Source organism: Pseudophaeobacter arcticus DSM 23566 (assembly GCF_000473205.1).
Classification (GTDB): domain Bacteria; phylum Pseudomonadota; class Alphaproteobacteria; order Rhodobacterales; family Rhodobacteraceae; genus Pseudophaeobacter; species Pseudophaeobacter arcticus.
In genome coordinates, this window is record NZ_KI421507.1 from 3,503,968 (window position 1) to 3,530,161 (window position 26,194).

The 26,194-nt window shown below is 57.6% G+C and carries 17 protein-coding genes, 4 tRNA genes and 3 rRNA genes; 9 read left to right on the forward strand and 15 right to left on the reverse strand.

The features are described 5' to 3' along the window. Positions 1 to 437 precede the first annotated feature (437 nt). The 9 genes from ARCT_RS0121410 to ARCT_RS0121460 form a co-directional block, all read right to left on the reverse strand. Positions 438 to 514, reverse strand: a tRNA-Met gene (locus ARCT_RS0121410). 210 nt (positions 515 to 724) lie between these two features. After that, positions 725 to 839 (reverse strand): 5S ribosomal RNA (gene rrf / locus ARCT_RS0121415). A 275-nt stretch (positions 840 to 1,114) separates the two neighbouring features. After that, a 23S ribosomal RNA gene (locus tag ARCT_RS0121420) occupies positions 1,115 to 3,979 on the reverse strand. A gap of 559 nt (positions 3,980 to 4,538) precedes the next feature. Then, positions 4,539 to 4,614: transfer RNA gene (locus ARCT_RS0121430), tRNA-Ala, on the reverse strand. A gap of 21 nt (positions 4,615 to 4,635) precedes the next feature. Then, a tRNA-Ile gene (locus tag ARCT_RS0121435) sits at positions 4,636 to 4,712 on the reverse strand. Positions 4,713 to 5,025: 313 nt separating this feature from the next. Further along, positions 5,026 to 6,489 (reverse strand): 16S ribosomal RNA (locus ARCT_RS0121440). The 16S, 23S and 5S rRNA genes sit together here with 3 tRNA genes alongside, the layout of an rRNA operon. Before the next feature lie 767 nt (positions 6,490 to 7,256). Then, positions 7,257 to 7,886: a protein-methionine-sulfoxide reductase heme-binding subunit MsrQ gene (msrQ, locus tag ARCT_RS0121450; protein ID WP_240476360.1), complete on the reverse strand. Its 630-nt coding sequence runs from the start codon at positions 7,884 to 7,886 to the stop codon at positions 7,257 to 7,259. A gap of 363 nt (positions 7,887 to 8,249) precedes the next feature. After that, positions 8,250 to 9,170, reverse strand: a complete 921-nt coding sequence (gene msrP / locus ARCT_RS0121455; protein ID WP_027241904.1) for a protein-methionine-sulfoxide reductase catalytic subunit MsrP — start codon at positions 9,168 to 9,170, stop codon at positions 8,250 to 8,252. A 73-nt stretch (positions 9,171 to 9,243) separates the two neighbouring features. Further along, positions 9,244 to 10,734: an FMN-binding glutamate synthase family protein gene (locus ARCT_RS0121460; protein WP_027241905.1), complete on the reverse strand. Its 1,491-nt coding sequence runs from the start codon at positions 10,732 to 10,734 to the stop codon at positions 9,244 to 9,246. Between the two features lie 119 nt (positions 10,735 to 10,853). On the opposite strand from ARCT_RS0121460, the gene ARCT_RS0121465 reads away from it, so the two are divergent. Next, on the forward strand, positions 10,854 to 11,300 hold the full coding sequence (locus ARCT_RS0121465) for a DUF302 domain-containing protein (RefSeq protein WP_027241906.1): 447 nt from the start codon (positions 10,854 to 10,856) through the stop codon (positions 11,298 to 11,300). A gap of 102 nt (positions 11,301 to 11,402) precedes the next feature. Here the strand turns inward: ARCT_RS0121465 and clpB are convergent, their stop codons facing one another. After that, complete coding sequence (gene clpB, locus ARCT_RS0121470) at positions 11,403 to 14,021, reverse strand: ATP-dependent chaperone ClpB (RefSeq protein WP_027241907.1); 2,619 nt, start codon at positions 14,019 to 14,021, stop codon at positions 11,403 to 11,405. A gap of 264 nt (positions 14,022 to 14,285) precedes the next feature. Between clpB and pyrF the strand changes: the two genes are divergently transcribed. Further along, a complete protein-coding gene (pyrF, locus tag ARCT_RS0121475; protein WP_027241908.1) occupies positions 14,286 to 14,993 on the forward strand; it encodes an orotidine-5'-phosphate decarboxylase in 708 nt (235 codons plus the stop codon). A 506-nt stretch (positions 14,994 to 15,499) separates the two neighbouring features. Here pyrF and ARCT_RS0121480 read toward each other — a convergent pair. Next, on the reverse strand, positions 15,500 to 15,898 hold the full coding sequence (locus ARCT_RS0121480) for an NUDIX hydrolase (protein WP_027241909.1): 399 nt from the start codon (positions 15,896 to 15,898) through the stop codon (positions 15,500 to 15,502). 97 nt (positions 15,899 to 15,995) lie between these two features. Between ARCT_RS0121480 and ARCT_RS0121490 the strand changes: the two genes are divergently transcribed. Further along, a complete protein-coding gene (locus tag ARCT_RS0121490; RefSeq protein ID WP_084300925.1) occupies positions 15,996 to 17,249 on the forward strand; it encodes a DNA polymerase IV in 1,254 nt (417 codons plus the stop codon). 132 nt (positions 17,250 to 17,381) lie between these two features. Here the strand turns inward: ARCT_RS0121490 and ARCT_RS0121495 are convergent, their stop codons facing one another. After that, complete coding sequence (locus ARCT_RS0121495) at positions 17,382 to 18,248, reverse strand: N-formylglutamate amidohydrolase (RefSeq protein WP_027241911.1); 867 nt, start codon at positions 18,246 to 18,248, stop codon at positions 17,382 to 17,384. A 157-nt stretch (positions 18,249 to 18,405) separates the two neighbouring features. Here ARCT_RS0121495 and ARCT_RS0121500 point away from each other — a divergent pair. The 6 genes from ARCT_RS0121500 (at position 18,406) to ARCT_RS0121525 (ending at position 22,170) form a co-directional block, all read left to right on the forward strand. After that, a tRNA-Val gene (locus tag ARCT_RS0121500) sits at positions 18,406 to 18,480 on the forward strand. 80 nt (positions 18,481 to 18,560) lie between these two features. Next, positions 18,561 to 18,686: a type B 50S ribosomal protein L36 gene (gene ykgO, locus ARCT_RS0121505; protein ID WP_008205324.1), complete on the forward strand. Its 126-nt coding sequence runs from the start codon at positions 18,561 to 18,563 to the stop codon at positions 18,684 to 18,686. A 285-nt stretch (positions 18,687 to 18,971) separates the two neighbouring features. Then, on the forward strand, positions 18,972 to 19,988 hold the full coding sequence (locus ARCT_RS0121510) for a Fe(3+) ABC transporter substrate-binding protein (RefSeq protein WP_027241912.1): 1,017 nt from the start codon (positions 18,972 to 18,974) through the stop codon (positions 19,986 to 19,988). Between the two features lie 114 nt (positions 19,989 to 20,102). Beyond that, a complete protein-coding gene (locus ARCT_RS0121515; RefSeq protein ID WP_027241913.1) occupies positions 20,103 to 20,651 on the forward strand; it encodes a helix-turn-helix domain-containing protein in 549 nt (182 codons plus the stop codon). Next, complete coding sequence (locus ARCT_RS0121520; protein ID WP_027241914.1) at positions 20,648 to 21,193, forward strand: GNAT family N-acetyltransferase; 546 nt, start codon at positions 20,648 to 20,650, stop codon at positions 21,191 to 21,193. Before ARCT_RS0121515 ends, ARCT_RS0121520 begins: the two co-directional genes overlap by 4 nt. A gap of 113 nt (positions 21,194 to 21,306) precedes the next feature. Beyond that, entirely contained in the window at positions 21,307 to 22,170 is an 864-nt protein-coding gene (locus tag ARCT_RS0121525) for a CobW family GTP-binding protein (RefSeq protein ID WP_027241915.1), read from the forward strand. Between the two features lie 19 nt (positions 22,171 to 22,189). Here the strand turns inward: ARCT_RS0121525 and ARCT_RS0121530 are convergent, their stop codons facing one another. From ARCT_RS0121530 to ARCT_RS0121540, 3 genes are all read right to left on the reverse strand, one after another. Next, complete coding sequence (locus ARCT_RS0121530; protein WP_027241916.1) at positions 22,190 to 23,866, reverse strand: ABC transporter permease; 1,677 nt, start codon at positions 23,864 to 23,866, stop codon at positions 22,190 to 22,192. A gap of 227 nt (positions 23,867 to 24,093) precedes the next feature. After that, on the reverse strand, positions 24,094 to 25,311 hold the full coding sequence (locus ARCT_RS0121535) for a phenylacetate--CoA ligase family protein (RefSeq protein ID WP_027241917.1): 1,218 nt from the start codon (positions 25,309 to 25,311) through the stop codon (positions 24,094 to 24,096). Positions 25,312 to 25,329: 18 nt separating this feature from the next. Then, on the reverse strand, positions 25,330 to 26,166 hold the full coding sequence (locus ARCT_RS0121540) for an ABC transporter ATP-binding protein (RefSeq protein ID WP_027241918.1): 837 nt from the start codon (positions 26,164 to 26,166) through the stop codon (positions 25,330 to 25,332). Positions 26,167 to 26,194 lie beyond the last annotated feature (28 nt).

A 26,194-nucleotide genomic window follows, 5' to 3' on the forward strand; every position in this document is an offset into this window, starting at 1 on the left:
GATAGGTCTCGGCCATGGACGGATGTAGCAAGGGCAGGGTGTGCGGTACGTTTGGGCTCCGACGCCAGTTGTGTCTCTGGTTCCTTTTGTTTGGCTGAGCTGTGTGCGGTCCAACTTCGCGCGTGACGGGCACGGCGCCCAAGAGAGCGGCCACGATCGCATGTCCGGTCTCATGTAGCGCGATGCGGCGCTGGCCTGCGTTCGTCTGGGCGGCAACCCAGAGACCACGGGTGCGGATGAAGCGCGAGAGATCGTGCGAGGGCTGATCGAGCGGATTGTGGTTTCGCCAGAGGCGGGACGCGGTAAGCGACCTGTGCCGCGGGTTGAGCTTTATGGGTCCTTGGCGGGTATATTGGCGTTGAGCTTTGGCCGTAAGAGAGATTCCCAAAAGCAAAAAAACCGCCTCAGATGAGACGGTTGTGGAAGTTGCAGGAATTTGGTTGCGGGAGTAGGATTTGAACCTACGACCTTCAGGTTATGAGCCTGACGAGCTACCGGGCTGCTCCATCCCGCGACAGTATTCTTGTCCTATCGCCTATTGGCTACTTGAGGACATATGTTTGTCCTATCGCCTATCGGCTACTTGAGGACCTTATGTTTGGGCTATCGCTTTCGCTAGTTAAGCCCTTTGTTGTCTTTACCGTTAGGTTTAGAGACGATTGTTCCTTCAGTGATTTGGTATCTGAAGGATATTTTATCGTTTAGAGTTTTTGGATTTTACTAGGTTTGGCAGTGACCTACTCTCCCACGCCTTAAGACGCAGTACCATTGGCGCAAAGGCACTTAACTTCCGGGTTCGGGATGGGACCGGGTGTTTTGCTCTCGCTATCGCCACCAAACCAAGAAAAATCCAAGAACCTGCGGTTCTTGGATTTTTTTTGGTTGGCGGTCGGCAGGGTATTTGCTTTAGCAAATGCCCGAGAGACCGCGCCCCAGTTATGTCACGAGGACATTTCCAAGATCGCAGGGAAACAATCAACACTGACGACGTTACGCAAGTAAAGTCTGTCAGGCAGCAGGCAGAGTATTTGCATTGCAAATGCACGTTGCTGCACCTTTGTTATGTCACAAGTCAATTGGTGCTTATTTGGTTCTTGGCTGTCTATTACTAGATCAGATCAAGCCAATCGGGCGATTAGTACCAGTCAACTGAACGTGTTACCACGCTTACATCTCTGGCCTATTGACGAGGTGGTCTACCTCGGCCCTCAGGGATACCTTGTTTTGAGGGGGGCTTCCCGCTTAGATGCCTTCAGCGGTTATCCTGTCCGAACATAGCTACCCAGCACTGCCGTTGGCACGACAACTGGTCCACCAGTGGTTCGTTCACCCCGGTCCTCTCGTACTAGGGGCAACTCCTCTCAAGTATCCTACACCCACGGCAGATAGGGACCGAACTGTCTCACGACGTTCTAAACCCAGCTCACGTACCTCTTTAAACGGCGAACAGCCGTACCCTTGGGACCTGCTCCAGCCCCAGGATGAGATGAGCCGACATCGAGGTGCCAAACACTGCCGTCGATATGGACTCTTGGGCAGTATCAGCCTGTTATCCCCGGCGTACCTTTTATCCGTTGAGCGATGGCCCTTCCACTCGGGACCACCGGATCACTATGGCCGACTTTCGTCTCTGCTCGACTTGTCAGTCTCGCAGTCAGGCTGGCTTTTGCCATTGCACTCAACGAGCGATTTCCGACCGCTCTGAGCCAACCTTCGCGCGCCTCCGTTACGCTTTAGGAGGCGACCGCCCCAGTCAAACTACCCGCCACGCAGGGTCCCGGATCCGGATAACGGACCGCGGTTAGACATCAAGAGTGCGAAGGGTGGTATCTCAAGGGAGGCTCCACCGAGACTAGCGTCTCGGTTTCGATGCCTACCACCTATCCTGCACGTCACAATCCTGATGCCAGTGCGAAGCTGTAGTAAAGGTGCACGGGGTCTTTCCGTCTAACCGCGGGAAGCCTGCATCTTGACAGGCAATTCAATTTCGCTGAGTCGATGTTGGAGACAGCGGGGAAGTCGTTACGCCATTCGTGCAGGTCGGAACTTACCCGACAAGGAATTTCGCTACCTTAGGACCGTTATAGTTACGGCCGCCGTTTACCTGGGCTTCAATTCAGAGCTCTCACCCCTCCTTTTAACCTTCAGGCACCGGGCAGGCGTCAGACCCTATACGTCGTCTTGCGACTTCGCAGAGCCCTGTGTTTTTAATAAACAGTCGCCACCCCCTGGTTTGTGCCCCCGGATTCCACTTGCGTAGGACCCGGGCCTCCTTCTCGCGAACTTACGGAGGTATTTTGCCGAGTTCCTTCAACATCGTTCTCTCAAGCGCCTTGGTATTCTCTACCAGTCCACCTGTGTCGGTTTAGGGTACGATCTTATAGAGGGGCTATTTCCAGGAACCGCTCAGCTGCTCATTCAATCCAATAAGGATGAACAACACCCGCGATCCGTCACCACCTCATGGCCCAGGAATATTAACCTGGTTCCCATCGACTACGCCTTTCGGCCTCGCCTTAGGGGTCGGCTTACCCTGCTCAGATTAGCTTTAAGCAGGAACCCTTGGACTTTCGGCGAGAGTGTCTCTCACACTCTTTGTCGCTACTCATGTCATCATTCTCGCTAGTGATCTCTCCACGGGATCGCTCACGCGCCCGCTTCATCGAAAGGATTTATGTCTGTGCTACCGCTTCGCTACTTGAGCACGTTTGACCGCGCCCTCATATCTCAGCGATAAAGCAGACAAAATCCTGTGTCACACTACGCTCTGCTACCATGCACTATGTGCATCCTCAGCTTCGGCTCATGGCTTGAGCCCCGTTACATCTTCGCCGCAGGACGTCTTAATTAGACCAGTGAGCTGTTACGCTATCTTTAAAAGATGGCTGCTTCTAAGCCAACTTCCTGGTTGTTTTGGACATCCCACCTGCTTTCCCACTTAGCCATGAATTAGGGGCCTTAGCTGGAGGTCAGGGTTGTTTCCCTCTCCACTACGGACGTTAGCATCCGCAGTGTGTCTGCCGTATAGTACTCCCGGGTATTCGGAGTTTGGTTAGGATCAGTAAGACGGTGAGTCCCCATTACCCATCCAGTGCTCTACCCCCCGGGGTATTCGTACGACGCTCTACCTAAATAGATTTCGCAGAGAACCAGCTATCTCCGAGTTTGATTGGCCTTTCACCCCTAGGCACAGCTCATCCCGATCTTTTTCAACAGATGTGGGTTCGGTCCTCCAGTGCATGTTACTGCACCTTCAACCTGGCCATGCCTAGATCACTCGGTTTCGGGTCTGATCCCACGAACTCATTCGCCCTATTAAGACTCGCTTTCGCTGCGCCTACACCTAACGGTTTAAGCTTGCTCGTGAGACCAAGTCGATGACCCATTATACAAAAGGTACGCTGTCAGGCCGCAAGGGCCCTCCAACTGATTGTAGGCGTTCGGTTTCAGGTACTGTTTCACTCCCCTCGTCGGGGTGCTTTTCACCTTTCCCTCACAGTACTGGTTCACTATCGGTCAGTAAGGAGTACTTAGCCTTCGAAGGTGGTCCTCCGATCTTCAGACAGAATTTCACGTGTTCCGCCCTACTTAATACGTCCTCTCATGCTTCGAATACGGGACTATCACCCGCTATGGTCCTGCTTCCCAACAGGTTCTTCTCACACTCAAGGCTCGGCTGGTCCCCGTTCGCTCGCCGCTACTAGGGGAGTATCAATTGATTTCCTTTCCTCCGGGTACTTAGATGTTTCAGTTCCCCGGGTTTGCTCTTATAAACCTATGTATTCAGTTCATAAGTACCTGGTTAAGAACATTATAAATTACCGAAGCAATTATAATGAACTTTCAGGTGGGTTGCCCCATTCAGAAATTCATGGATCAAAGCTTATTCTCAGCTCCCCATGACTTATCGCAGAGTATCACGTCTTTCATCGCCTCTTACTGCCAAGGCATTCACCAAACGCCCTTCTCGCGCTTGATCTGATCCAGAAATAGAGAGCCACGTTATTTGCGCTACCGCCTATTCGGCTACTTGAGCGCAGATATGATCTCCTGCCGCTTCGCTACTTGAGGACTTGATTAAGTCTCAAACACCGAGCGCCAAAACATCAATGGCAATCAGGATCCAGCCGCTGGTAAGTAGCCGGACCACAATCTCTGAACCAAAAAGCATACTTTCCCATGTTTGATGCCCTATCGCTTCGCTACTTGAGGGCCTGATGTCGGTCAGACCCGGTATCAAAACAGGCGTCAAACATATGTGGTTCCAAAACCTATGCGGAATTGGAACCGGGTTAGTGTACTTGACTTGGACAACTCTGTCGTTTCAAACCGGCATACTCATGGACGTCCGAGGAAACAGACGTGTTCATAAGCTCGCTGTGTAAAACCCGAAGATCTCACCCAGCACCAATCTGAGATCATCCCCACACTCGGGGCGATCAACAGTGTTGTTGATTGTTTCTCTCTTTACGATATCAATTCGTCCAATTGGACGGTTAAGAACTGCGCACAGTGCTTAACGATCTAATTGTCTGTAATGGTGGAGCCTAGGAGGATCGAACTCCTGACCTCCTGAATGCAAATCAGGCGCTCTCCCAGCTGAGCTAAGGCCCCATCTTAATCCCGAAGGATGAGTGGTGGGTCGAGGAGGACTTGAACCTCCGACCTCACGCTTATCAGGCGTGCGCTCTAACCACCTGAGCTACCGACCCGGTTTTCGATTTGCAAAGCAAATCAAAACCCGTGTGCGACAGGGTATTGCAAAGCAATGCCCGAGAGCAGCACTCAGTGGTTATGTCACCAGGCAGCGCCAGATAACGGCTGCTGCCGCGACTTGTCTGAAGAGATATGAGGACGGCTCGGTCCATGTTAGTGTCCTACCGCCTTGCGGCGACGTAAGGACCTAACTGATGTTGAACAGTTTTGATTACTGTTCATTGCTAAGTGTATCACGACTTTTATGCGCTACCGCTTCGCTACTTGAGCGCGTTGGTAACTCAACCAAGTATCTAGATACATCCTTAGAAAGGAGGTGATCCAGCCGCAGGTTCCCCTACGGCTACCTTGTTACGACTTCACCCCAGTCGCTGAACCCACCGTGGTCCGCTGCCCCCTCGAAAGGTTGGCGCACGGCCTTCGGGTAGATCCAACTCCCATGGTGTGACGGGCGGTGTGTACAAGGCCCGGGAACGTATTCACCGCGTCATGCTGTTACGCGATTACTAGCGATTCCGACTTCATGGGGTCGAGTTGCAGACCCCAATCCGAACTGAGACATCTTTTTGGGATTAACCCATTGTTGATGCCATTGTAGCACGTGTGTAGCCCAACCCGTAAGGGCCATGAGGACTTGACGTCATCCACACCTTCCTCCCGCTTATCACGGGCAGTTTCCCTAGAGTGCCCAGCCGAACTGCTGGCAACTAAGGATGTGGGTTGCGCTCGTTGCCGGACTTAACCGAACATCTCACGACACGAGCTGACGACAGCCATGCAGCACCTGTCACTTGGTCTCTTGCGAGAAAACCAGATCTCTCTGGCGGGCCAAGGATGTCAAGGGTTGGTAAGGTTCTGCGCGTTGCTTCGAATTAAACCACATGCTCCACCGCTTGTGCGGGCCCCCGTCAATTCCTTTGAGTTTTAATCTTGCGACCGTACTCCCCAGGCGGAATGCTTAATCCGTTAGGTGTGACACCAACAAGCATGCTTGCTGACGTCTGGCATTCATCGTTTACGGTGTGGACTACCAGGGTATCTAATCCTGTTTGCTCCCCACACTTTCGCACCTCAGCGTCAGTATCGAGCCAGTAAGCCGCCTTCGCCACTGGTGTTCCTCCGAATATCTACGAATTTCACCTCTACACTCGGAATTCCACTTACCTCTCTCGAACTCAAGATCAGGAGTTTACAAGGCAGTTCCAGGGTTGAGCCCTGGGATTTCACCCTATACTTTCTGATCCGCCTACGTGCGCTTTACGCCCAGTAATTCCGAACAACGCTAACCCCCTCCGTATTACCGCGGCTGCTGGCACGGAGTTAGCCGGGGTTTCTTTACCAGATACTGTCATTATCATCTCTGGCGAAAGAGCTTTACGACCCTAAGGCCTTCATCACTCACGCGGCATGGCTGGATCAGGCTTGCGCCCATTGTCCAAGATTCCCCACTGCTGCCTCCCGTAGGAGTCTGGGCCGTGTCTCAGTCCCAGTGTTGCTGATCATCCTCTAAAACCAGCTATAGATCGTAGACTTGGTAGGCCATTACCCCACCAACTATCTAATCTAACGCGGGCCGATCCTTCTCCGATAAATCTTTCCCCCGAAGGGCGTATAAGGTATTACTCACCGTTTCCAGTGGCTATTCCTTAGAGAAGGGCACGTTCCCACGCGTTACTAACCCGTCCGCCGCTCACTCCGAAGAGTGCGCTCGACTTGCATGTGTTAAGCCTGCCGCCAGCGTTCGTTCTGAGCCAGGATCAAACTCTCAAGTTGAAAAGCAATCGCTTGCTTATCCTTGACGTTCGAACCTCTGCACATCTCCAATACTCAGGGCCACCTTTGGGGGCAGGCCCATATGTTCACCCGGCTAAGGATTGAACACGCATTGGAAGTCATCTGTTTGATGTACACAGTTTTCATAAGAAAACAGTGAACCGTTCAAACAGTGAAGCTGACACTCTATCATCGCGCTACCGCTGCGCTACTTGAGCGCCGCAATATTACTAAGAGCGTTGATATACAGACGTTGATCCATCGAAACGAACCAAACCGCCCACATATCTCTTCAGTTATCATCAATGTCAAAGAGCAACACCCAAAGGCCAAAAACAAGACCACCGCGCCAATTCCTTAGCGCAACCGCCTCATCACACCCCTCAGATGCCCCGGTCTCTCCCGAGCGTCACAACCGTCTCTCCGGCCCGTCCGGCCGCCGAAGCAACCCCACCAAACCGCGTCGCCGCTGCCGGTAGAGGGGGTTCTAGTGTTAACTCAACAAACCCGCAAGACCTAAATTACAAAATCAGTACCTTTTTTCAGAAGAGCCAGAAAATAAGGCAAATTCAGATGGTTAATCCAAAATTCACCACCACAGCCCCCCAAAAACCGCCCAGCCTTCATACCAAAAACAACACAGCTCAGCGCACACACAAGCCGCCCCCCGAGTCACCTCAAATCCCAAAACACACAGGGCCAATCACTCAGGGTCAAACACTCAGGGCCAGCGTTCATTCTGGGAAGAGAACTGCCGCAGGCGGCCGTCAGGTTTTAAGACCAAAACTGCGTACCATCACACCAAATCCACCAGAAAGCCGTGTCGCCAGCAGAGCCAGGATCACTGCCAGATAGATCAAAGGCTCAATCTGAAAGCCCTTCACCAGCATCACATAATGGATCCCCCCCAATAGGGCGGCGGGATAGGTCAGCAGGTGGAGCCGCTTCCAGCGGCGACCAAGGCGTTTGACCGAGACATTGTTTGAAGTCAGGGCAAGCGGCAGCAGCAGCACAAAGCCCGCCATGCCAATGGTGATATAGGGGCGTTTGGCGATATCGCCCAGGATCTGGCTGATGATCTGCACGTCAAGAACCAGCCAGACCAGCAGATGCAGCGCCACATAGGTGAAGGTCAGCACGCCAATGGCCCGCCGGAACCGCATCAGGTTCACCCCGGCAAAGCGGCGCAGGGGCGTCACTGCCAGGCCCAGAACCAAAAGCTGCAAGGCGCGCTCGCCCAGATCATGCTCCAGCGCCTTGACCGGATCCGCCCCCAGGCCACCGGTGCTGCCGAGATACAAAAGCCACAAGGGATACAGCGCCCCCAGAAGGTACAAGACCCAAGTGGGGATTTTGCGAAGGGCTGCATTTGTCCTGTCGATCATTGTGTCGATCATCCTGTGACCCGTCCTTTTCCGGTTTGCGCCTTGCGTCACTGCATCCGTTTGGGGCACGGGCAGAAGGGCTGGCATCAAAGATAAGGCACCTCCGCGCAAAGCCCAAAGGGGATTACACCGTGCTCACTTAGAGTTCAGCTAGGTTACAGGTCATGGTGGGATCCAATGCTGCTGCGACAAGCGAAAAGGCCACCCCCCTAAGGCGTGCCGCTTTAGACTGTGACCCGCGACGCGGACCCTGCAACGTAGCCCGCCAAGGGGAGTACCCCTCCGGCCTGATCTGTACTGCGCCCGGTTTTATCAGCCCGCAACTTTGTCAGCCCACCAGCCCTGCCCACCAACCATGCCCGCCTGGCAGTACCGTCAGAAATGTTTGGCGAGATCCATTCCCTCGTAGAGGGAAGCCACCTCTTGCTCATATCCGTTGAACATCAGCGTGTCCTGGCGGCTGGCAAACAACCCACCGCCGAGACGGCGCTCGGAGGCCTGGCTCCACCGCGGGTGAGAGACCTCTGGGTTTACATTACTATAGAATCCATACTCCCGCGCGTTTGCCATGTTCCAGCTGGTCTGGGGTTCTTTATCCGTCAGGGTAATCCGCACAATGGATTTGATTGATTTGAAGCCGTATTTCCATGGCACCACCAATCGCAGCGGCGCACCGTTCTGGTTTGGCAGGTCTTTGCCAAAGATACCGGTCGCCATCAGGGTCAGCGGGTGCATGGCCTCATCCAGGCGCAGACCCTCGCGGTAGGGCCAATCAAGTACCCGATAGGCGGTGCCGGGCATTTCAGAGGGGCGATAGAGCGTTTCAAAGGCCACGTATTTGGCCTCACTTTGGACACCAGCCAGGGCCAGCAGGTCGGCCAGTTCAAACCCGGTCCAGGGTACCACCATCGACCAGGCCTCGACACAGCGGAAGCGGTATATACGTTCCTCCAGGGTCATCTCGCTCAGGATTTGCTGGAAATCATAGTCGCCGGGGCGCTCCACCATCCCGTCAATCTTGACGCTCCAGGGCGCGGTGGTCAGCTGACCGGCATATTGGGCGGGGTCGCCTTTGCCGGTGCCAAACTCATAATAGTTGCAATAGCTGGTCACGTCCTCCCAGGAGTTTGGCTCCAGGGTTTCCGCCTGTGCCGCCCCCGGCAGCGCCCCCAGACCAGCCAGACCGGCCAGCCCCGTCATACCGCCAAGCCCCGCCATGATCTGGCGGCGGTTCATAAATGCAGCTTTGGGGGTCACATCTGCGGCGGTAAGCGTATTGGTCCAGCGGCGGGCCATGAGGGCATCTCCTAAAATGTATCGTTCCCCACTGGACTACCGCAGCAAGCCGCACAGGCCAAAACATATCCTGTCACGTCTGCGCGACGGCACTGTAACTTGGCATGATTTCATTCATCGGGCGAGAATGGCCGTTTTCCTGCATAAGGCGCACATGACGGCGGCGCAGCTTGCGCGGCTCGGTAACCCCAACCGAATGAGCGATGGTTTCAACCTCATGGATGATTTCCGTGGCGTAGCGCGCCACGCGTTTGTACTTGTCTTCGACCACCAGGCCTTTTTGAAAACGCGGGTCATGGGTAGTGATGCCCGTGGGGCAGGTGTTCTTGTTGCATTTCAGCGCCTGAATACAGCCCAGCGAGAACATGAAGCCGCGCGCCGAGGTGACAAAATCCGCCCCTGCCGCCAGCGCCCAGGCCACATCGCCAGGGTTGACCAGCTTGCCACTGGAGATCAGCCGGATACGATCACGAAAGCCGTATTCATCCCGCAGATTGCAGACCAGCGGCAGGGCTTCCCGCACCGACATGCCCACCAGATCAATCAGCGGCATAGGCGCGGCCCCGGTCCCCCCCTCGCCGCCGTCAATGGTGATGAAGTCCGGCGCCGCCTCGGGGCGCGAGGCAATCACCATGAACATCTCCCGCATCACCACTTCAGAGCCAACCACGGTTTTGATGCCAACCGGTTTGCCCGTCACCTCCCGCACATGGGAGATCATGTCCAACAAATCATCAAAGTTCCGCATCTCGGGGTGCCGATTGGGCGAGATGCTGGCCTCCCCCTCGGGAATGCCGCGAATGGCTGCGATCTCGGCGCTGACCTTTGCCGCCGGCAGGATCCCCCCCTTGCCCGGCTTGGCCCCCTGCGACAGCTTCAGCTCAAACATCCGCACCGTGGGATTGGCAGCGATCTCGCGCAGTTTGCTGTCGCTCAGGCCCCCCTCGGGGTTGCGCACACCATATTTGGCGGTGCCAATCTGAAAGACAATATCGCAGCCGCCCTCCAGATGAAACGGGCTCAGCCCGCCCTCCCCGGTGTTCAACCAGACACCGGCCTCACGCGCGCCACGGCTCAGGGCACGCACCGCCGGCTGCGACAGCGCGCCGTAGCTCATACCGGAGATATTAAAGAAGGAAGGCGCCATGTAAGGCACGCGCGCCTGCGCCCCGATGCACAGAGGTTCGGTACTGGCATATTGATCATCCAGCGGCGGAAAGGGCGCGTTTACAAAAATCGGCGTTCCCGGCACAGTCGTATTGCGGGTCGAGCCAAAGGCAACCGTGTTTCCCGCCCCTTCGGCGGCACGGCCAACCCATTCTCGCTGGGCCCGGTTAAAGGGCATCTCTTCGCGGTCCATGGCAAAGAAATACTGGCGGAAAAACTCACCCATGGTGCTGAACAAATGGCGAAACCTGCCAACGACCGGATAGTTCCTGCGGATCGCATCCTGGGTCTGCAACCGGTCCACGACAAACACCAGCACGCCCACCAGCACCATGGCGCCAAGCAGGAAAACAAACCCAAGTGCAAGAAACTCTATGGCTTTTGCGGCGAAACCCATGCAAAAACTCCTATATATAAAAATGTACAGGTTGCCCGGTGCTGCCTGTATCTAATCCCCAAAATGAAGGGGATGCTCACATTGAGCAACATACTTCAGATCACATTGGGAGAAGCCAGATGAAATATTTCGCCGCCACCATCGCCGTTAGCGCGCTGTTCATGACTTCCGCAGTCGCGCAGGATCAAAACATGGTCAGCTATTCGACAGAGCTGGACTACGAAGATGTCACGTTTGGCCTGGAAAGCGCCATAACCGACCGCGGTTTTGTGGTCGACCACATCAGCCACGTGGGCGAGATGTTGGAACGCACCCGTGCCGATGTTGGATCTGATGTGGTGCTGTTTGAACAGGCTGATGTCTATTCCTTCTGCTCGGCCACACTGTCCCGTCAGGTGATGGAGGCCGACCCGATGAACATCACCTTCTGCCCCTATGACATCTTTGTCGCCCAGCGCCCCGGCGAAGACAGCGTCACCGTGGGCTTTCGCAGCTTCCCAGAGGGCGCGATGCAGGTCATTCAGACCCTGCTGGACGAGATCGTGCAGGAAGCCATCGAAGAGTAACCTCGCCCGCAGCGCTTTGCCCAAAACAATGTACGAAACGCAAAAGCCCGCCAAAACTGGCGGGCTTTGTCTTTTGGTTTACCGCACTGTTGATCCGGTGGATCAGTGCACCACAGCGTCATCCGGTTTTGGCCGCTCTGTGGTGCCAAGGCGATCGCCGATGATCAGCCCGTCACCACCTGCCGAAACCGGCACGGTATCGCCGTCTTTGACCTCGCCGCTCAGCAGCAGCTCCGCCAGGGCGTTCTGCAAGGCACGCTGGATCACCCGCTTGAGCGGACGCGCCCCAAAAACCGGGTCATAGCCTTCATCCGCCAGCCAGGTCTTGGCACCCTCGTCCAGGGACAGGGTGATCTTGCGCGCGGCCAGGCGTTTGGCCAGGCGGGCGATCTGGATATCAACGATACCGTCCATATCTTTGCGCGCCAGGCGATCAAAGATGATGGTCTCATCCAGACGGTTGAGGAACTCTGGCCGGAAATGGGCCCGCACCGCATCCATGACGTCCCGTTTGGCATCCGAGGCATCCGCCCCTTCGGGCAGCTGGCTCAGCGCCTGGGCGCCAAGGTTCGAGGTCAGGATGATCAGCGTCTGCTTGAAATCAACCGTGCGCCCCTGGCCATCGGTGAGCATACCGTCGTCCAGAACCTGCAACAGCACGTTAAAGACATCCGGGTGCGCTTTTTCCACCTCGTCAAACAGCACCACCTGATAGGGGCGCCGACGGACCGCTTCGGTCAAGGCCCCACCTTCGTCATAGCCAACATAGCCGGGAGGCGCCCCGATCAGACGCGCGACGCTGTGCTTTTCCATATATTCCGACATGTCGATCCGCACCATGGCGTGGTCATCGTCGAACAGAAAGTTCGCCACCGCCTTGGTCAGCTCGGTTTTCCCAACCCCGGTTGGCCCGAGGAACAGGAAGGAGCCCAAGGGGCGGTTCTCATCATTGAGCCCAGCCCGTGCCCGGCGAACCGCATTGGCCACCGCCGTCACCGGCGCGTTCTGACCAATGACACGGGAATGCAGCGCGTCTTCCATGCGCAGCAGCTTGTCGCGCTCGCCCTCCAGCATTTTGGAGGTTGGAATACCGGTCCAGCGCTCCACCACGCCGGCAATTTGCTCAGGACGCACGGCCTCTTCGACCATCACACCCTGCTCTTCGCGGCTTTCCGCCTCGGAGAGTTGCTTTTCCAGGTTTGGAATGACGCCGTAGGACAGCTCACCGGCCCGGGCAAGATTTGCCTCGCGCTTGGCGATTTCCAGATCGGCGCGCGCCCGGTCCAGCTTCTCTTTCAGGTCCCGCGCACCCGCAAGCTTATCCCGCTCTGCCTGCCATTTTGCAGTCATTTCAGCGGATTCTTCCTGCAGATCCGACAGCTCCTTTTGCAAGACCTCAAGACGGTCCTTGGAGGCCATGTCATCCTCAACCTTCAGGGCCTGCTCTTCGATCTGCATCTGCAGGATCTGACGGTCCAGCGCATCCAGCTCTTCTGGTTTGCTGTCCACCTGCATACGCAACCGACTTGCGGCCTCGTCCATCAGGTCGATGGCTTTGTCCGGCAGGAAGCGATCAGTGATATAGCGGTTCGACAGGGTTGCCGCCGCGACCAAGGCCGCATCCGCAATCCGCACCCCGTGATGCAGCTCATATTTTTCCTTGATGCCGCGCAGGATCGAAATGGTGTCTTCAACCGTTGGTTCCTGAATCATGACAGGCTGGAAGCGACGGGCCAGGGCCGCGTCCTTTTCCACATATTTGCGGTATTCATTCAAAGTGGTGGCACCGATACAGTGCAGCTCCCCCCGCGCCAGCGCAGGTTTGATCAGGTTGGCAGCATCCATGGCGCCATCCGACTTACCCGCCCCGACAAGGGTGTGCATCTCGTCAATGAACAAAATGATCTCACCTGCGGCCTCGGTGACTTCGGTCAAAACAGCCTTTAGGCGCTCTTCGAATTCGCCACGATATTTAGCCCCGGCAATCAGCGCGCCCATGTCCAGGGACAAAAGCTGCTTATCGCGCAGAGATTCGGGCACATCACCGTTGACGATGCGCAGGGCCATGCCCTCGGCGATGGCGGTTTTACCCACGCCTGGCTCACCAATCAGAACCGGATTGTTCTTGGTACGGCGCGACAGCACCTGCATGGCGCGACGGATTTCCTCATCCCGGCCAATGATAGGGTCAATCTTGCCTTCGCGCGCCGCCTCGGTCAGGTCGCGGGCGTATTTCTTCAGCGCGTCATAGCCCTCTTCGGCGGTGGCACTATCCGCAGTGCGGCCTTTGCGAATATCGTTGATTGCTTCATTCAGCTTTTGTGCGGAGACGTCGCCGGCTTCCAGCGCGTCCTTGGCTTTGGATTTCACCATGCAAAGCGCCATCAGTACCCGCTCGACGGGCACAAAGCTGTCGCCGGCCTTCTCGGCGATCTTGCTGGCCTCATCCAGAACCTTGGCGGTTTGACCATCCAGGTAAACCTGGGCGGCATCGCCACTCACTTTGGGCAGCTTGCCCACGGCGATATTCACAGCCTCAACCACTCTGGCGGCGTTACCACCGGATTTGCCAATCAAATTGCTGGCAAGCCCCTGATCGTCATCCATCAATGCTTTGAGAAGATGTTCTGGCACCATTCGCTGGTGCTCTTCGCGCATCGCAATCGTTTGCGCCGCTTGCACGAAACCCCGTGCCCGCTCGGTGAACTTGTTCAAGTCCATGTCTCTCTCCTTTTACAAGCGCCCGAATAGATATGGTTGCGCCCGCTTTGCGGCACGCCCCGGTCCAGGCCTCACAGATCAATTTGGGAGGTCTTAGCGCCTCTTCAAGGTCATACTTGGGCAAAATTCATGGAAAATCCCTGATATGCATCAATGCCAGGGTCGGACTCCCATATTTTGGGGCTTTCCCCACCTTCAGCAGCGCAGTAGGAAAGCGCCAATCCCTCAGCCCAGATAGCCAACCCAGATTTCCGGAGAAGCCTCATGTCCCAGACCACAGCCGACGACCGCCTGATTGTTGCCATGGATGTTCCCGATGCTCTTGCCGGTTTGAAACTGGCCGAACAGCTGGGGGATGCGGTCTCTTTCTACAAGATTGGTCTTGGCATGTTGACCGGCGGCGGGTTGGCGCTGGCCAATGAGCTAAAGCAGGAATTGGGCAAGCGGATCTTCCTCGACATGAAGCTCTTTGACATCGGTGCAACCGTTGAAAACGCCGTGCGCGGCTTGGCCCAGTTTGATCTGGATTTTCTCACCGTGCACGGCGACCCCTATGTGGTGCAGGCCGCCAAGCAAGGCGCCGCGGGCAAGGAGATGAAGATCCTCGCCGTGACCATTCTCACCTCGCTGGATCGTGCCGATCTGGACAGCGCCCTGATCAAACCTGGTGAGATCCGCGATCTGGTGCAGGAACGCGCCGGCAAGGCCTTTGCTGCGGGGGCAGATGGGGTGATCGCCAGCCCGCAAGAGGCCGCGCTGATCCGCACCCTGCCCGAGGCCGTCGGCAAGCTGATTGTCACCCCCGGCGTGCGCCCCACGGGGGCAGAGCTGGGCGATCAAAAGCGCGTCGCGACACCTTCCTCTGCGATTGCCGATGGAGCGGATCATATCGTGGTGGGACGGCCCATCTGGCAAGCCACTGACCCACGGGCAGCAGCACTGGCCATTCTGGATGAACTCCGCTCGGCCTGAATTACCAACCCGCCAGCGCAGATTGCAATTACACCCCTCCTCTTCGGCGATTGCGGGGCCGGTTTCTGGCGCGCATTTTCTGGTCGTTTTGCCACTCAAAAGGGCTGCAAACCCCGTCCAATGCCGCAGCTGCCTAAAAAAGCATCAGAAAAATTACTTTGGGATCGCCTTCCCGTTGAACAAGGCCTGGTGCGCAGTCTCATAGCTTACCCTACGTCAACATTTTGTATTCAGGTGAAAATTTCATCGCAACCGCCTTGCTGTGCCAAATTGCCCCGTGACACGAAAGCCACATCCCAAGGCTGGGCACCAATCAGAACACACAATGAAATTTGCGAAACGCCCTGTGATGGGCGATTCTGATCCCGAGACACTCCCCTGACGAGCTCCTCTTCCTGAGGCTCGTCTTCCTCCCCCCGCCTGAGAGCGGGGGAATTTTTTGTCCCCTACAGACCAAAACTGAGATCACACCGGGGCAACAGCAGGTCTCTGGCGGCGCTTGCGGCTCAGCGCGCAAGGTAGCTTTGCAGTTGTTCGACAAAGTGCGGCACGGCCAGGGCGTGGCTGCAATAGCTCTGGGGCGCCATCAGGCGCCAGCATTGCCCCTCAGAGCCAAGCCGGACCTGTTTCACCAGATCCGCCGGTTGATGGCTGGCAAAGAACCAGACGGTTCCACGTGGCCGCTGGTAGCTTTGCGACCAGGTGAGATCGGTCTTCGGGATCGACAGACCGACTTCTTCCAAGGTTTCCCGCAGCACACAGTCCTCGGGGCTTTCTCCCTCTTCGCGGCCCCCTCCCGGCAGATCCCAATAGCCCGGATAAGGGATATCCGGCTTGTCATCGCGTTTGATGACCAAAAGGTCGAGCCCGAGAAACAGGGCCAGTTTTGCGCCGGAAAAAGACATGTTCTTCACTTGCAAGCTGATAGTCCTAAAGACAAGTCGAAACAGCCGGGGTAAAATGCTGCATCGCTCCAGACAGAGATAAAGCCTCCCCTGCGCCATGCAAGCCCTATGCCGTGATTGCCTCAGCCAGATTGCTCCGACGCGACGCTGCCCAAACTGTGGCAGCCCGCGGATCAAGCAGCATGACGAACTGTTCGATTTGACCATTGCCCATATGGACTGCGATGCCTTTTACGCCAGCGTCGAAAAACGCGACAATCCTGAACTCGCCAGCAAGCCGGTGATCATCGGTGGCGGCAAGCGCGGCGTTGTGTCCACCGCCTGTTATGTGGCGCGGATACGCGGTGTCCGTTCTGCCATGCCAATGTTTCAGGCGCTGAAGCTCTGCCCCGATGCGGTGGTGATCAAACCGCGCATGTCGGCCTATGTCGAGGTCAGCCGGGCGGTGCGCGCGATGATGGATGAGCTCACCCCCGAAGTGGAACCCCTGTCGCTGGACGAGGCCTTTATGGATCTTTCTGGCACTCAGAAACTGCACGGCCAGCCGCCCGCCGTGATGCTGGCGCGGTTGGTCAAACGGATGAAGGACGAGCAGGGGATCACCGGATCCATCGGGCTGTCGCACAATAAATTCCTGGCCAAGGTTGCCTCTGATCTGGACAAACCGCGTGGGTTTTCGGTGATCGGCAAGGCGGAAACCGCCGATTTCCTGCGCGACAAACCCGTGCGGTTGATCTGGGGGATTGGCCCCGCAGCGCAGGCCTCTTTGGACAGGGCTGGCATTCGCAACTTTGCCGACCTGCTGCGCTGGGAGCAACAGGATCTTGTCGCCCGCTTTGGTGGCACCGGAGAGCGGCTGTGGCATCTGGCACGCGGCGAAGACCGCCGCCGTGTTTCGGCAAATGCCCCGGTCAAATCAATCTCTAAAGAGACCACCTTTATGGAAGACACCGCCAACCTTGATGTGCTGGACGGCCATCTGTGGCGGCTGGCAGAACAGGTGGCGGATCGCGCCAAGGCCAAATCCCTGGCCGGGCGGGTGGTGACCCTCAAACTGAAGCGGGCCAATCATTCAGCCCTGACCCGGCGGATCTCGCTGCACAGCCCGACGCAACTGGCCGATGTGATCTACCGCCAGTCACGCGCCCTGTTGGATCAGGTTGGCGATCAGGGCCCGTATCGGTTGCTCGGTTGTGGCATCTCTGATCTGGCCCCCGAGGCGCAGGCCGATAGCGGTGGCGATCTGCTGGACCCACAGGCGGGCAAACGCGCCCAGGCAGAGCGCGCAACGGATGCGATTCGAAAACGGTTTGGCGACAGCGCCATCCTGAAAGGGCGCGCCCTGCGCTAGGGACTTGCCCCCCAAGACGCCTGCCCACCCCCCGTCAAACATGGCCCGTTAAACATGGCCCGATCAAGCATGGGCATTTGTGCGGGGTCGTTTTGTGAGGCCCCGATATGTGAAGGCCGTGATGAGGCGAATCTATTCGGCCGCCAGCGGTAAGTTGGTCTCGTCAGTCTTTATCCCGGCGATGACCCCGGCGACCTGCCCCAACAGCTCCCGGAAGGCTGCGAAATTTTCATTTGGGCACACCTCGGTCTCGTTCATATAAAGAGAGCGATCAATCTCAACCTGTACCGCATGTTGTCCCCGCGATGGGCGTCCGTAGGTCCGGGTAATATAGGCGCCGGCAAAAGGCGCATTGCGCGCCACCCGCAACCCAGCCCCAACAAAGGCCGCCTCGACCTGGTCCATCACCACTGTCCCGGCGGAAGAGCCAAACCGATCGCCCAGCACCACCTCCGGCGGGGCAGCGCCCCGTGCAGGCAGGGTTGCGACGGCCTCGTGCGGCATGGAATGGCAGTCGATAAGAATAGCATGTCCAAACCGCCCCTGCGCCTGTCGCATCAGACCCTGAAGGGCGGTGTGATAGGGGTGCCAATACTGCTGAATGCGCTGATGCGCCTCCTGCTGTTGCATTTTACCCCGGTAAATCGCCCGACCATTTGCCACCACGCGGGGAATCACTCCAAGCCCCGAAGCAACCCGCGGATTCGGTCCCCGGCGCGACACCCCCTCGATCAGGGCCGGATCCAGCTCTTCTATGGCACGATTGAGATCCAGAAAGGCGCGCGGCTTATGTGCCGTAAGCAAAGGCGCCCCGAATCTGGTAACATCCGCAAAAAGCTGATCGACAAAGGCATCTTCCGAGCTGCGAATCTGCTGGGCATCTAGAATAGAGGTCTGCAAAAAGGCAGAATCGTAGTCGGATCCGCTATGAGGCGAGGCAAAAACCACCGATGACGTCAGTTCAACCGGCGAAAAAACGGAAAATGCTTGCTTTGACATAGGTGCGTCTGCCCTTGGTTTCTTGAAATCACCATAGAGCGAAAATTCTAGCATCAAAAGCTCTTGCACCCCTTCGCGACTCTGATTATAGACCCCTTCACCGGCGCGGTTCTCCGCGTCCCATTCATTTTGGGACAGGGGGGCGCAAGGGTTTCATGGGCGCTTAGCTCAGCGGTAGAGCACTTCGTTGACATCGAAGGGGTCACAAGTTCGAACCTTGTAGTGCCCACCATGAATTAACTGTTTTGGCCAATCGGTCAGGACATCCGCAAACCTAGGCGCTGGTTCGCGCCGCAGAACAGGAGAATGACTATGAAAGTCAAGAACTCGCTCCGCTCGCTCAAGAACCGGCACCGTGATTGCCGCATTGTGCGTCGCAAGGGCCGCGTATACGTGATCAACAAGACACAGCCGCGCTTCAAAGCACGCCAGGGCTGAGACTAAGATCTCGCTCTCATCGAAAGAACCGCATCCTCGGATGCGGTTTTTTTGTGTTTGGACAATGCCATGCCTTCACTTGTCCTATCTTCACCTCGTCACGCTTTCACTTGCGTCCTTTCCCTGCCGTAACGGGCGGGTGCAGCTCCTGCAGGGTATCTGTCTGGAATTTTTCTGATGGTTTTTGTCAGTTTTTGCTTTCCTTCTCTGGTTTTTTCTATAATTGACAAAATCAGTCGGAAACTCCGCAGACCCAACGCGGACTATTTGTAGATCGGAATCGCCATGTTGAAAGCCACAACCATCCTTGCAGGCGCTCTTGCAGCTGCCGTTGCAACCTCCGCCGCAGCCGAAGGTGAGTTGAACCTCTATTCTTCACGTCACTATGACACCGACGAGCGCCTCTATTCCGATTTTGAGGAAGCCACCGGCATCACCATCAACCGGATCGAAGGCAAAGCAGATGAGCTGATCGCCCGCATGTCCGCCGAAGGCGCCAATTCTCCTGCCGATATCCTGCTGACCGTGGATACCTCGCGGCTCGCACGTGCCAAAAATGCAGGCATCTTGCAGCCCGTCGACAGTGCGATTCTGGAAGCCAGGGTTCCCAGCTACATCCAGGATAGCGACAACCAGTGGTTTGGCTTCTCGCAGCGCGCCCGGATCATCTTTTATGACAAAAACGATGTCGCCAACCCGCCGCGCACCTATCTGGATCTCGCCGATCCGGCCTACAAAGGTCAAATCTGCATCCGCTCCTCGAGCAACACCTACAACCAGACTTTGCTGGCTTCTATCGTGACCCACCACGGCGCCGAAAAGGCTGCTGAATGGGCCAAGGGCGTTGTCGCCAATATGGCCCGCGCGCCCCAGGGCGGTGACACCGACCAAATGCGCGGTATCGTTTCTGGTGAATGCGAAATTGCGGTTGGCAACAGCTACTATTTTGCCCGTTCGATCCGTAAGAACGTCAAGGGCCTGTCCGACAGCCGTGACATGATCGGCTGGATCTTCCCCTCGCAGGATGCCGAAGGTGCACACATGAACCTTTCTGGTGCGGGCGTTGCAGTCCATGCGCCAAACCGCGACAACGCCGTGAAGTTCCTGGAATATCTCGCCTCGGATCAGGCGCAGCAGTATTTCTCGGCGGGCAACGACGAATATCCCGCCGTTCCCGGTGTTGGCCTGGCGCCAAGCATCGCCGCGCTGGGGCACTTCAAACCTGATGATGTGAACCTGTCAGAGGTCGCCAAGAACATCCCCGAAGCGCAAAAAATCTTTGACCAGGCCGGCTGGGAATAAACCCCCTCCGCTGAATGCAATGCACCCGGAGCAGATAGACCTGCTCCGGGTGTTTTTTTCTTGCGCGAATCTCAAATATGGGAATTATTCTCTAATTGTAGATGGGTGAAACAGATGAACAACTTTAACAGCCGTCTGGCCAACCGGCTGGCGTCACTCAGACAGGACAGGGGCTGGTCATTGGACCAGTTGGCCGAGGCAAGCGGTATCAGCCGGGCCAGCCTGTCCCGGTTGGAGAAGGGCGAGGTCAGCCCCACCGCCGAAAGTCTCGGCCAGCTGTGTGCCGCCTATGCGCTGCCAATGTCCCGGCTGATGATGCAGGTCGAAGACAGCCATGCGCCGCTGGTAACCGCCGCGCAACAACAGCTATGGCGCGACCCAACCACCGGGTTTGAGCGGCGACAAATCTCGCCTCCAGCGCCCACTTTGGCTGGCGAGGTCATTGCGGGCTATTTGCCGCCCGAACAGACCATCACCTATGAATCTCCGTCGCGTCCTGGCCTGGAACATCACCTGATCCTGCAACAGGGGGCGCTGCAGCTTACCCTCTCCGGGAAAACCCATGCGCTGCAGGCCGGCGATTGCCTGCGCTATCACCTGACCGGATCATCCCAATTTTCATCAGGCCCCCAGGGGGCCCGCTACATTCTGGTGCTGATATGACAATCGAAATACGCCCGGTGACAGCTGCCGAACTACATAGCCTGACGGACGCGCTGGCCGAAATCCTATGGGCCTGCGTCCAGGCCGGTGCCAGCGTCAGCTTTGTCCTGCCGTTTTCGCACCCAGACGCCGCCCGGTTCTGGAGCGATCAGATCTTTCCAGCGGTGCAGCGCGGCGACATCATCCTCTTTGGCGCCTTTGTTGACGGCGAGCTGCAAGGCACCGCGCAGCTGGCGGTCGCCCAGCCTCCCAATCAGCAGCACCGGGCAGATGTGGCCAAATTGCTTGTCCACCCCAAGGCCCGTCGCGGCGGGCTGGGCCGGGCGCTGATGCTGGCCTTGGAGACCGAGGCCCAGCATCACGGCAAGACGCTGTTGGTTCTGGACACCCGCTCTGGCGATCCTTCGCAACGGCTTTATGAAAGCCTCGGCTATCAGGTTGCCGGTGCCATCCCCGGATATTGCCGCAACCCCAGCGCCGATGTTTTTGAAGCCACCACCTATCTGTACAAGGTCTTGGACCCGGCGGCTATCGCCCCCTAGACCCGGTCCTGCCTGCTGGCCTATAGCTGCAGGAATTCTACTGACTGGCTGGAGGGTCCTATGGTTCAGATCACGGTGGTACCCCTACAGGATGCTCTCTCAGGAGGCGCGCGATGACTCGCCTGCCTGTCACCGTGCTCAGCGGCTATCTGGGCGCGGGGAAAACCACCCTGATCAATCGCCTGCTGGCCGAAGACCACGGGTTGCGGCTGATGGTTGTGGTGAATGATTTTGGCGCGGTGAACATTGATGATGCCCTGATCAAAGCCGAAGAGGGCGAGACCCTGGCGCTGACCAATGGCTGTGTCTGCTGCAGCATGGATCAGGATCTGCAGATGGCGCTGCGCAAGATCGCCCTGCAGGCCGACCGACCGGATCATATCCTGATCGAGGCCAGCGGCGTGTCAGATCCTTCTGCGATCGCGGCCACCATCCAAAACATCCCCGACCTCAGCTATGGCGGTATCGTCTCATTGGTGGATGGCAAAAACGCCCCTGACCTGTTGGCCGACCCGGCCGTCGCAGGCCTGGTGCGTCAACAAATCAGCAGCGCCGACCTGGTGCTGGTGAGCAAAACCAACGCGCTTGACGCGGATCTTCAGGCGCAGCTTTCCCAGATCGGAGCGCGTGGTTTGCGCCTGTTGGATGCGACGCCATTGGCTGATCTGCTGTTTGATGTGCTGCCTTTGCCGCAAAGCCGCAGCAGAGCCACAGCGCATCCGGCCTTTACCACCTGGCAATTTTACAGCGAAACGCCCCTTGATCGCCGCGCTCTGGGGGACAAGCTGGCAGCGCGTCCACAGGGGCTTTACCGGATGAAGGGGTTTGTGCTGACCACCGGCGGCGCCTATGCGCTGCATATTGTCGGCCAGAACGTCGAGGCCAGGCGCTGCGACGCGACCCAGACCCAGCTGGTGGCCCTGGGGCCAAAGGATCAGATCAGCCGGGATCAGATCGAAGCCTGGTGGACCAGCTGAGGGGGCGCTTGGGCTTTCCCTAGCGCCGTCCCACCTGGCGACAGATCAGGATCACCGGCAACAGCCCAATTGCAACAATCACCAGCGACGGCACCGCCGCGCCTTCCAGCCGCTCATCCGAGGCCAATCGGTAGGCCTGCACCGCCAGGGTGTCATAGTTGAAAGGCCGCATGATCAGGGTGGCCGGCAGCTCCTTCATCACATCGACAAAGACAATCAGCAGGGCGGTCAGCAAACTGGGGGTGAGCATCGGCAGGTGCACCCGGCGCAGCATCCCCAAGGGCCCCTGCCCCAAAGAGCGCGCCGCCAAATCCATATTGGCATGAACGGTAGACTGGCCGCTTTCATAGGCGCCAAGCGCCGCCGCCAGAAAGCGCACCATATAGGCCGCCACCAACAGCCAGATCGAGCCGGAAATCAACAGCCCGGTGCGGATCTCAAAATTGGCCCGCATCCAGGCGTCCAGCGCATTGTCAAAGGCGGCAAAAGGCACCATCAGCCCCACCGCAATCACCCCGCCGGGAACCGCGTAGCCCAACCGGGAAATATAGGCCGCCGTCGAGGAGGCCCGCCCGGGGCGCAGCCGCAGGTAGAATCCCAGACAGATCGCCGCCAGTACCGTCAGCAACGCAGCCAGTGTCGCCAGGGTGAGGGAGTTCTGCAAAAAGGCCAGATAGCGGCTGCTGAACAGGTTTTGTTCGGACTGTAGCCCCATATTGAACAGGATAATGACGGGCAGCAAAAAGCCCAGACAGACCGGCAGAGCACAGAGCACCCAGGCACCGGCAGACTGCCAGCCTTTGAGCTCAGCCGGGGGCATCGCCGCGTGCTGTTTGCCAGCCTGATGATAGCGCGCCTTGCCACGGGTCGAGCGCTCCACCACGGCCAGCGCCAGCGCAAAACTCAGCAAGCACAGCGCCAATTGCGCCGCCCCGGCCCGGTCCCCCATGGAAAACCAGCTGGTGTAGATCCCCGTGGCAAAGGTCTGCACGCCAAAATAGGACACGGTGCCAAAATCCGCGATGGTCTCCATCACCGTCAGCAATACGCCCGACGCAATTGCCGGACGCGCCATTGGCAGGCTCACCAGCCAGAAGGCCTGAAAGGCGTTCTTTCCCAACGCCCGCGCCGCCAGAAAGGCACCGCCGCTTTGCTGCAGAAAGGCTGCCCGCGCCAACAGATAGACATAGGGGTACAGCACCAGCACCAGCATCACCGCTGCCCCCCCCAGCGAACGGATCTCGGGGAACCAGTAATCGCGCGGCCCCCAGCCGGTCACCTGACGCAAACTGGTCTGTACGATGCCAGGGTGGTCCAGGACAAAGGTATAGGCATAGGCCAGAACATAGGCCGGAAAGGCCAGTGGCAGGACCAGCGCGATTTCAAACAGCCGCACGCCGGGAAACCGCGTCATGGTGACCAGCCAGGCGGCGCCAACACCAATCCCCAGGGTCCCGACCGAGACCAGCGCCACCAGCCCAAAGGTGGTCAGCGCATAGCCGGTCAACACCGTATCGACCAGATGCCGCACCGTATCCGTACCGCCGGTCAGCGCCGCCAGAGCAACCGCAACCATCGGCAGGATGCAGGCCAGCGCCACAGTCCAGGCGAGAAAGGAAAACACCTCGGTTCCCGAGCGTCGCCCACGGCGGTTGCCCTTTGGGGCGTATTCTTCAGTCTCGCTCACGGCAGTCATTCTTCCGGCTCTTAGCTGTCAATTGGCTCTGCCCCCCTTATGCGATCATTTTGGTCAGAAACTCCAGCAGGAAACCAAACGCGGCAGGATCTGCACCGCAGGGCTTTGGGGTCTGAGCAAAAAATCCCCCCGACGGCCGTCTGGCGCATCGGGGGGAAAGGACACCAACAAAAGCGGTGCGGGGATAGGGGAGCCCAGCGTCAGGCGGCCTGGTGCGGGTGTATGGGTTAGTCGTAGCTGCGCTGGTCCTCGATCACCAAGCCGTCCTTGGGCAGAGCACCAGGGGCAACAACTTCGATCTTGCCCTTCATCTTCAGCACTTCGATAACTGACTTACCAAAGGTGATCTCATCGCCGGCATTGGCCTCGATCTGCACCGTCATGGTGTCCATCTCGCCATCACGGGCAGCAATCACACGGGCCTTGACGATCTCATCATGCTTTGCAACCAGGGCCGCGACCTGTTCGGGACGGACAAACATGCCCTTGATCTTGGTTGTCTGATCCGCGCGGCCCATCCAGCCCTTGATCCGCAGATTGGTCCGCCCACAGGGGGAGACACCAGGCAGGATGGCCGACAAATCACCCGTGGCAAACCGGACCAGCGGATAGTCTGGATTGAGCGTAGTCACCACCACCTCGCCCACTTCACCGGGCGCAACAGGGGTGCCAGTGCCGGGCGTGACGATCTCGACGATGACGTTTTCATCAACAATCATGCCATCCATCGCGGCGCTCTCATAGGCGATATTGCCGAGATCCGCAGTGGCGTAGCTTTGCAAGCAGGTGATGCCGCGATCAGCATATTCCTGACGCAGCGACGGAAACAGCGCACCGCCACCAACAGCGGCCTTGGTAAAGCCCAGCGTCACCCCCATGGCTTCGGCCTTGTCGAGAATGACTTTCAAATAGTCAGGTGTGCCCGCATAGGCAGTGGCCCCCACATCCCGTGCGGCTGTCACCTGCAGCTCGGTCTGGCCAGTGCCGGCCGGTAGAACCGCAGCGCCAACAGCGCGGGCGCCGTTTTCAAAGATCATGCCCGCAGGCGTCAGATGGTAGCCAAAGCAGTTCTGCACCACATCGCCCTGACCGATACCAACCGCATGCAGGAACCGTCCCATGCGCCACCAGTCGTGATCGACGCCGCCCGGCTCATAGATCGGACCCGGAGATTGGAAAATATGGGCAAAACCAGAGGCCGGTTTCACAGTAAACCCACCAAAAGGCGCATTGCCGCCCTGAGCCTTGCTGAGGTCAGATTTGCGCAGCACCGGCAGCGCCGCCAGATCAGCAGCCGAGGTAATACTGCCGGCCTCAATCCCGCTCAGGCTGTCCGCGTAACCCGGGGCCGTTTGGGCTAGCGCAATCTGTCCCGGCAAAGCGGCTGCAAGATCACTGGCGCGTTGGTCATCGGACCGCGTTTCTAGGGTATCAAAATAGGTCATTTGTTCACCATCACTCCCTTAGCTCAACCACCGCTTACGACGGCGATACGAACGCACATCCCGAAAGCTTTTGCGGCCCTCATCGGACATGCCAAGGTAGAACTCTTTTACATCGGGGTTTTCGCGCAGTTCGGCAGCAGGGCCATCCATCACCACCCGACCGGATTCCAGAATATAGCCATAGTGGGCATAGCGCAGTGCCACATTGGTGTTCTGTTCAGCCAGAAGGAAGGTCACGCCTTCCTGTTCGTTGATGGTTTTTACGATCTCAAAGATCTGTTCCACCAGCTGTGGTGCCAGCCCCATCGAGGGCTCATCCAGCAGGATGGTTTCAGGGCGGCTCATCAGGGCGCGGCCCATGGCCACCATCTGCTGTTCCCCGCCCGAGGTATAGCCCGCCTGGCTTTTGCGGCGTTCTTTCAAGCGTGGGAAATAGGTATAAACCATTTCAAGATCTTGCTGGATCTTCGCGCCCCGGTCTGTCCGGGTATAGGCGCCAGTCAGCAGGTTTTCTTCAACCGTCAGGTGCTCAAAGCAATGGCGGCCCTCCATCACCTGGATCACGCCGTTGCGCACCAGTTCAGCAGGGTCTGCATCGTGAACATTCTTGCCACGGTATTTTACCGATCCCTTGGTCACCTCGCCACGTTCAGAGCGCAGCAGGTTAGAGATCGCCTTGAGCGTTGTTGTCTTTCCGGCACCGTTGCCGCCCAAAAGCGCGGTAATGCCGCCTTTGGGAACATTGAGGCTGACGCCTTTCAGCACCAGGATCACGTGATTGTAGATCACCTCGATATTGTTGACCTCTAGCAGGGTCTCGGCCTGCACATCAGTGGTGTTGGCTGCATCCAGCATCAAAGCTTGTCCTCATACGGTCCAGGGC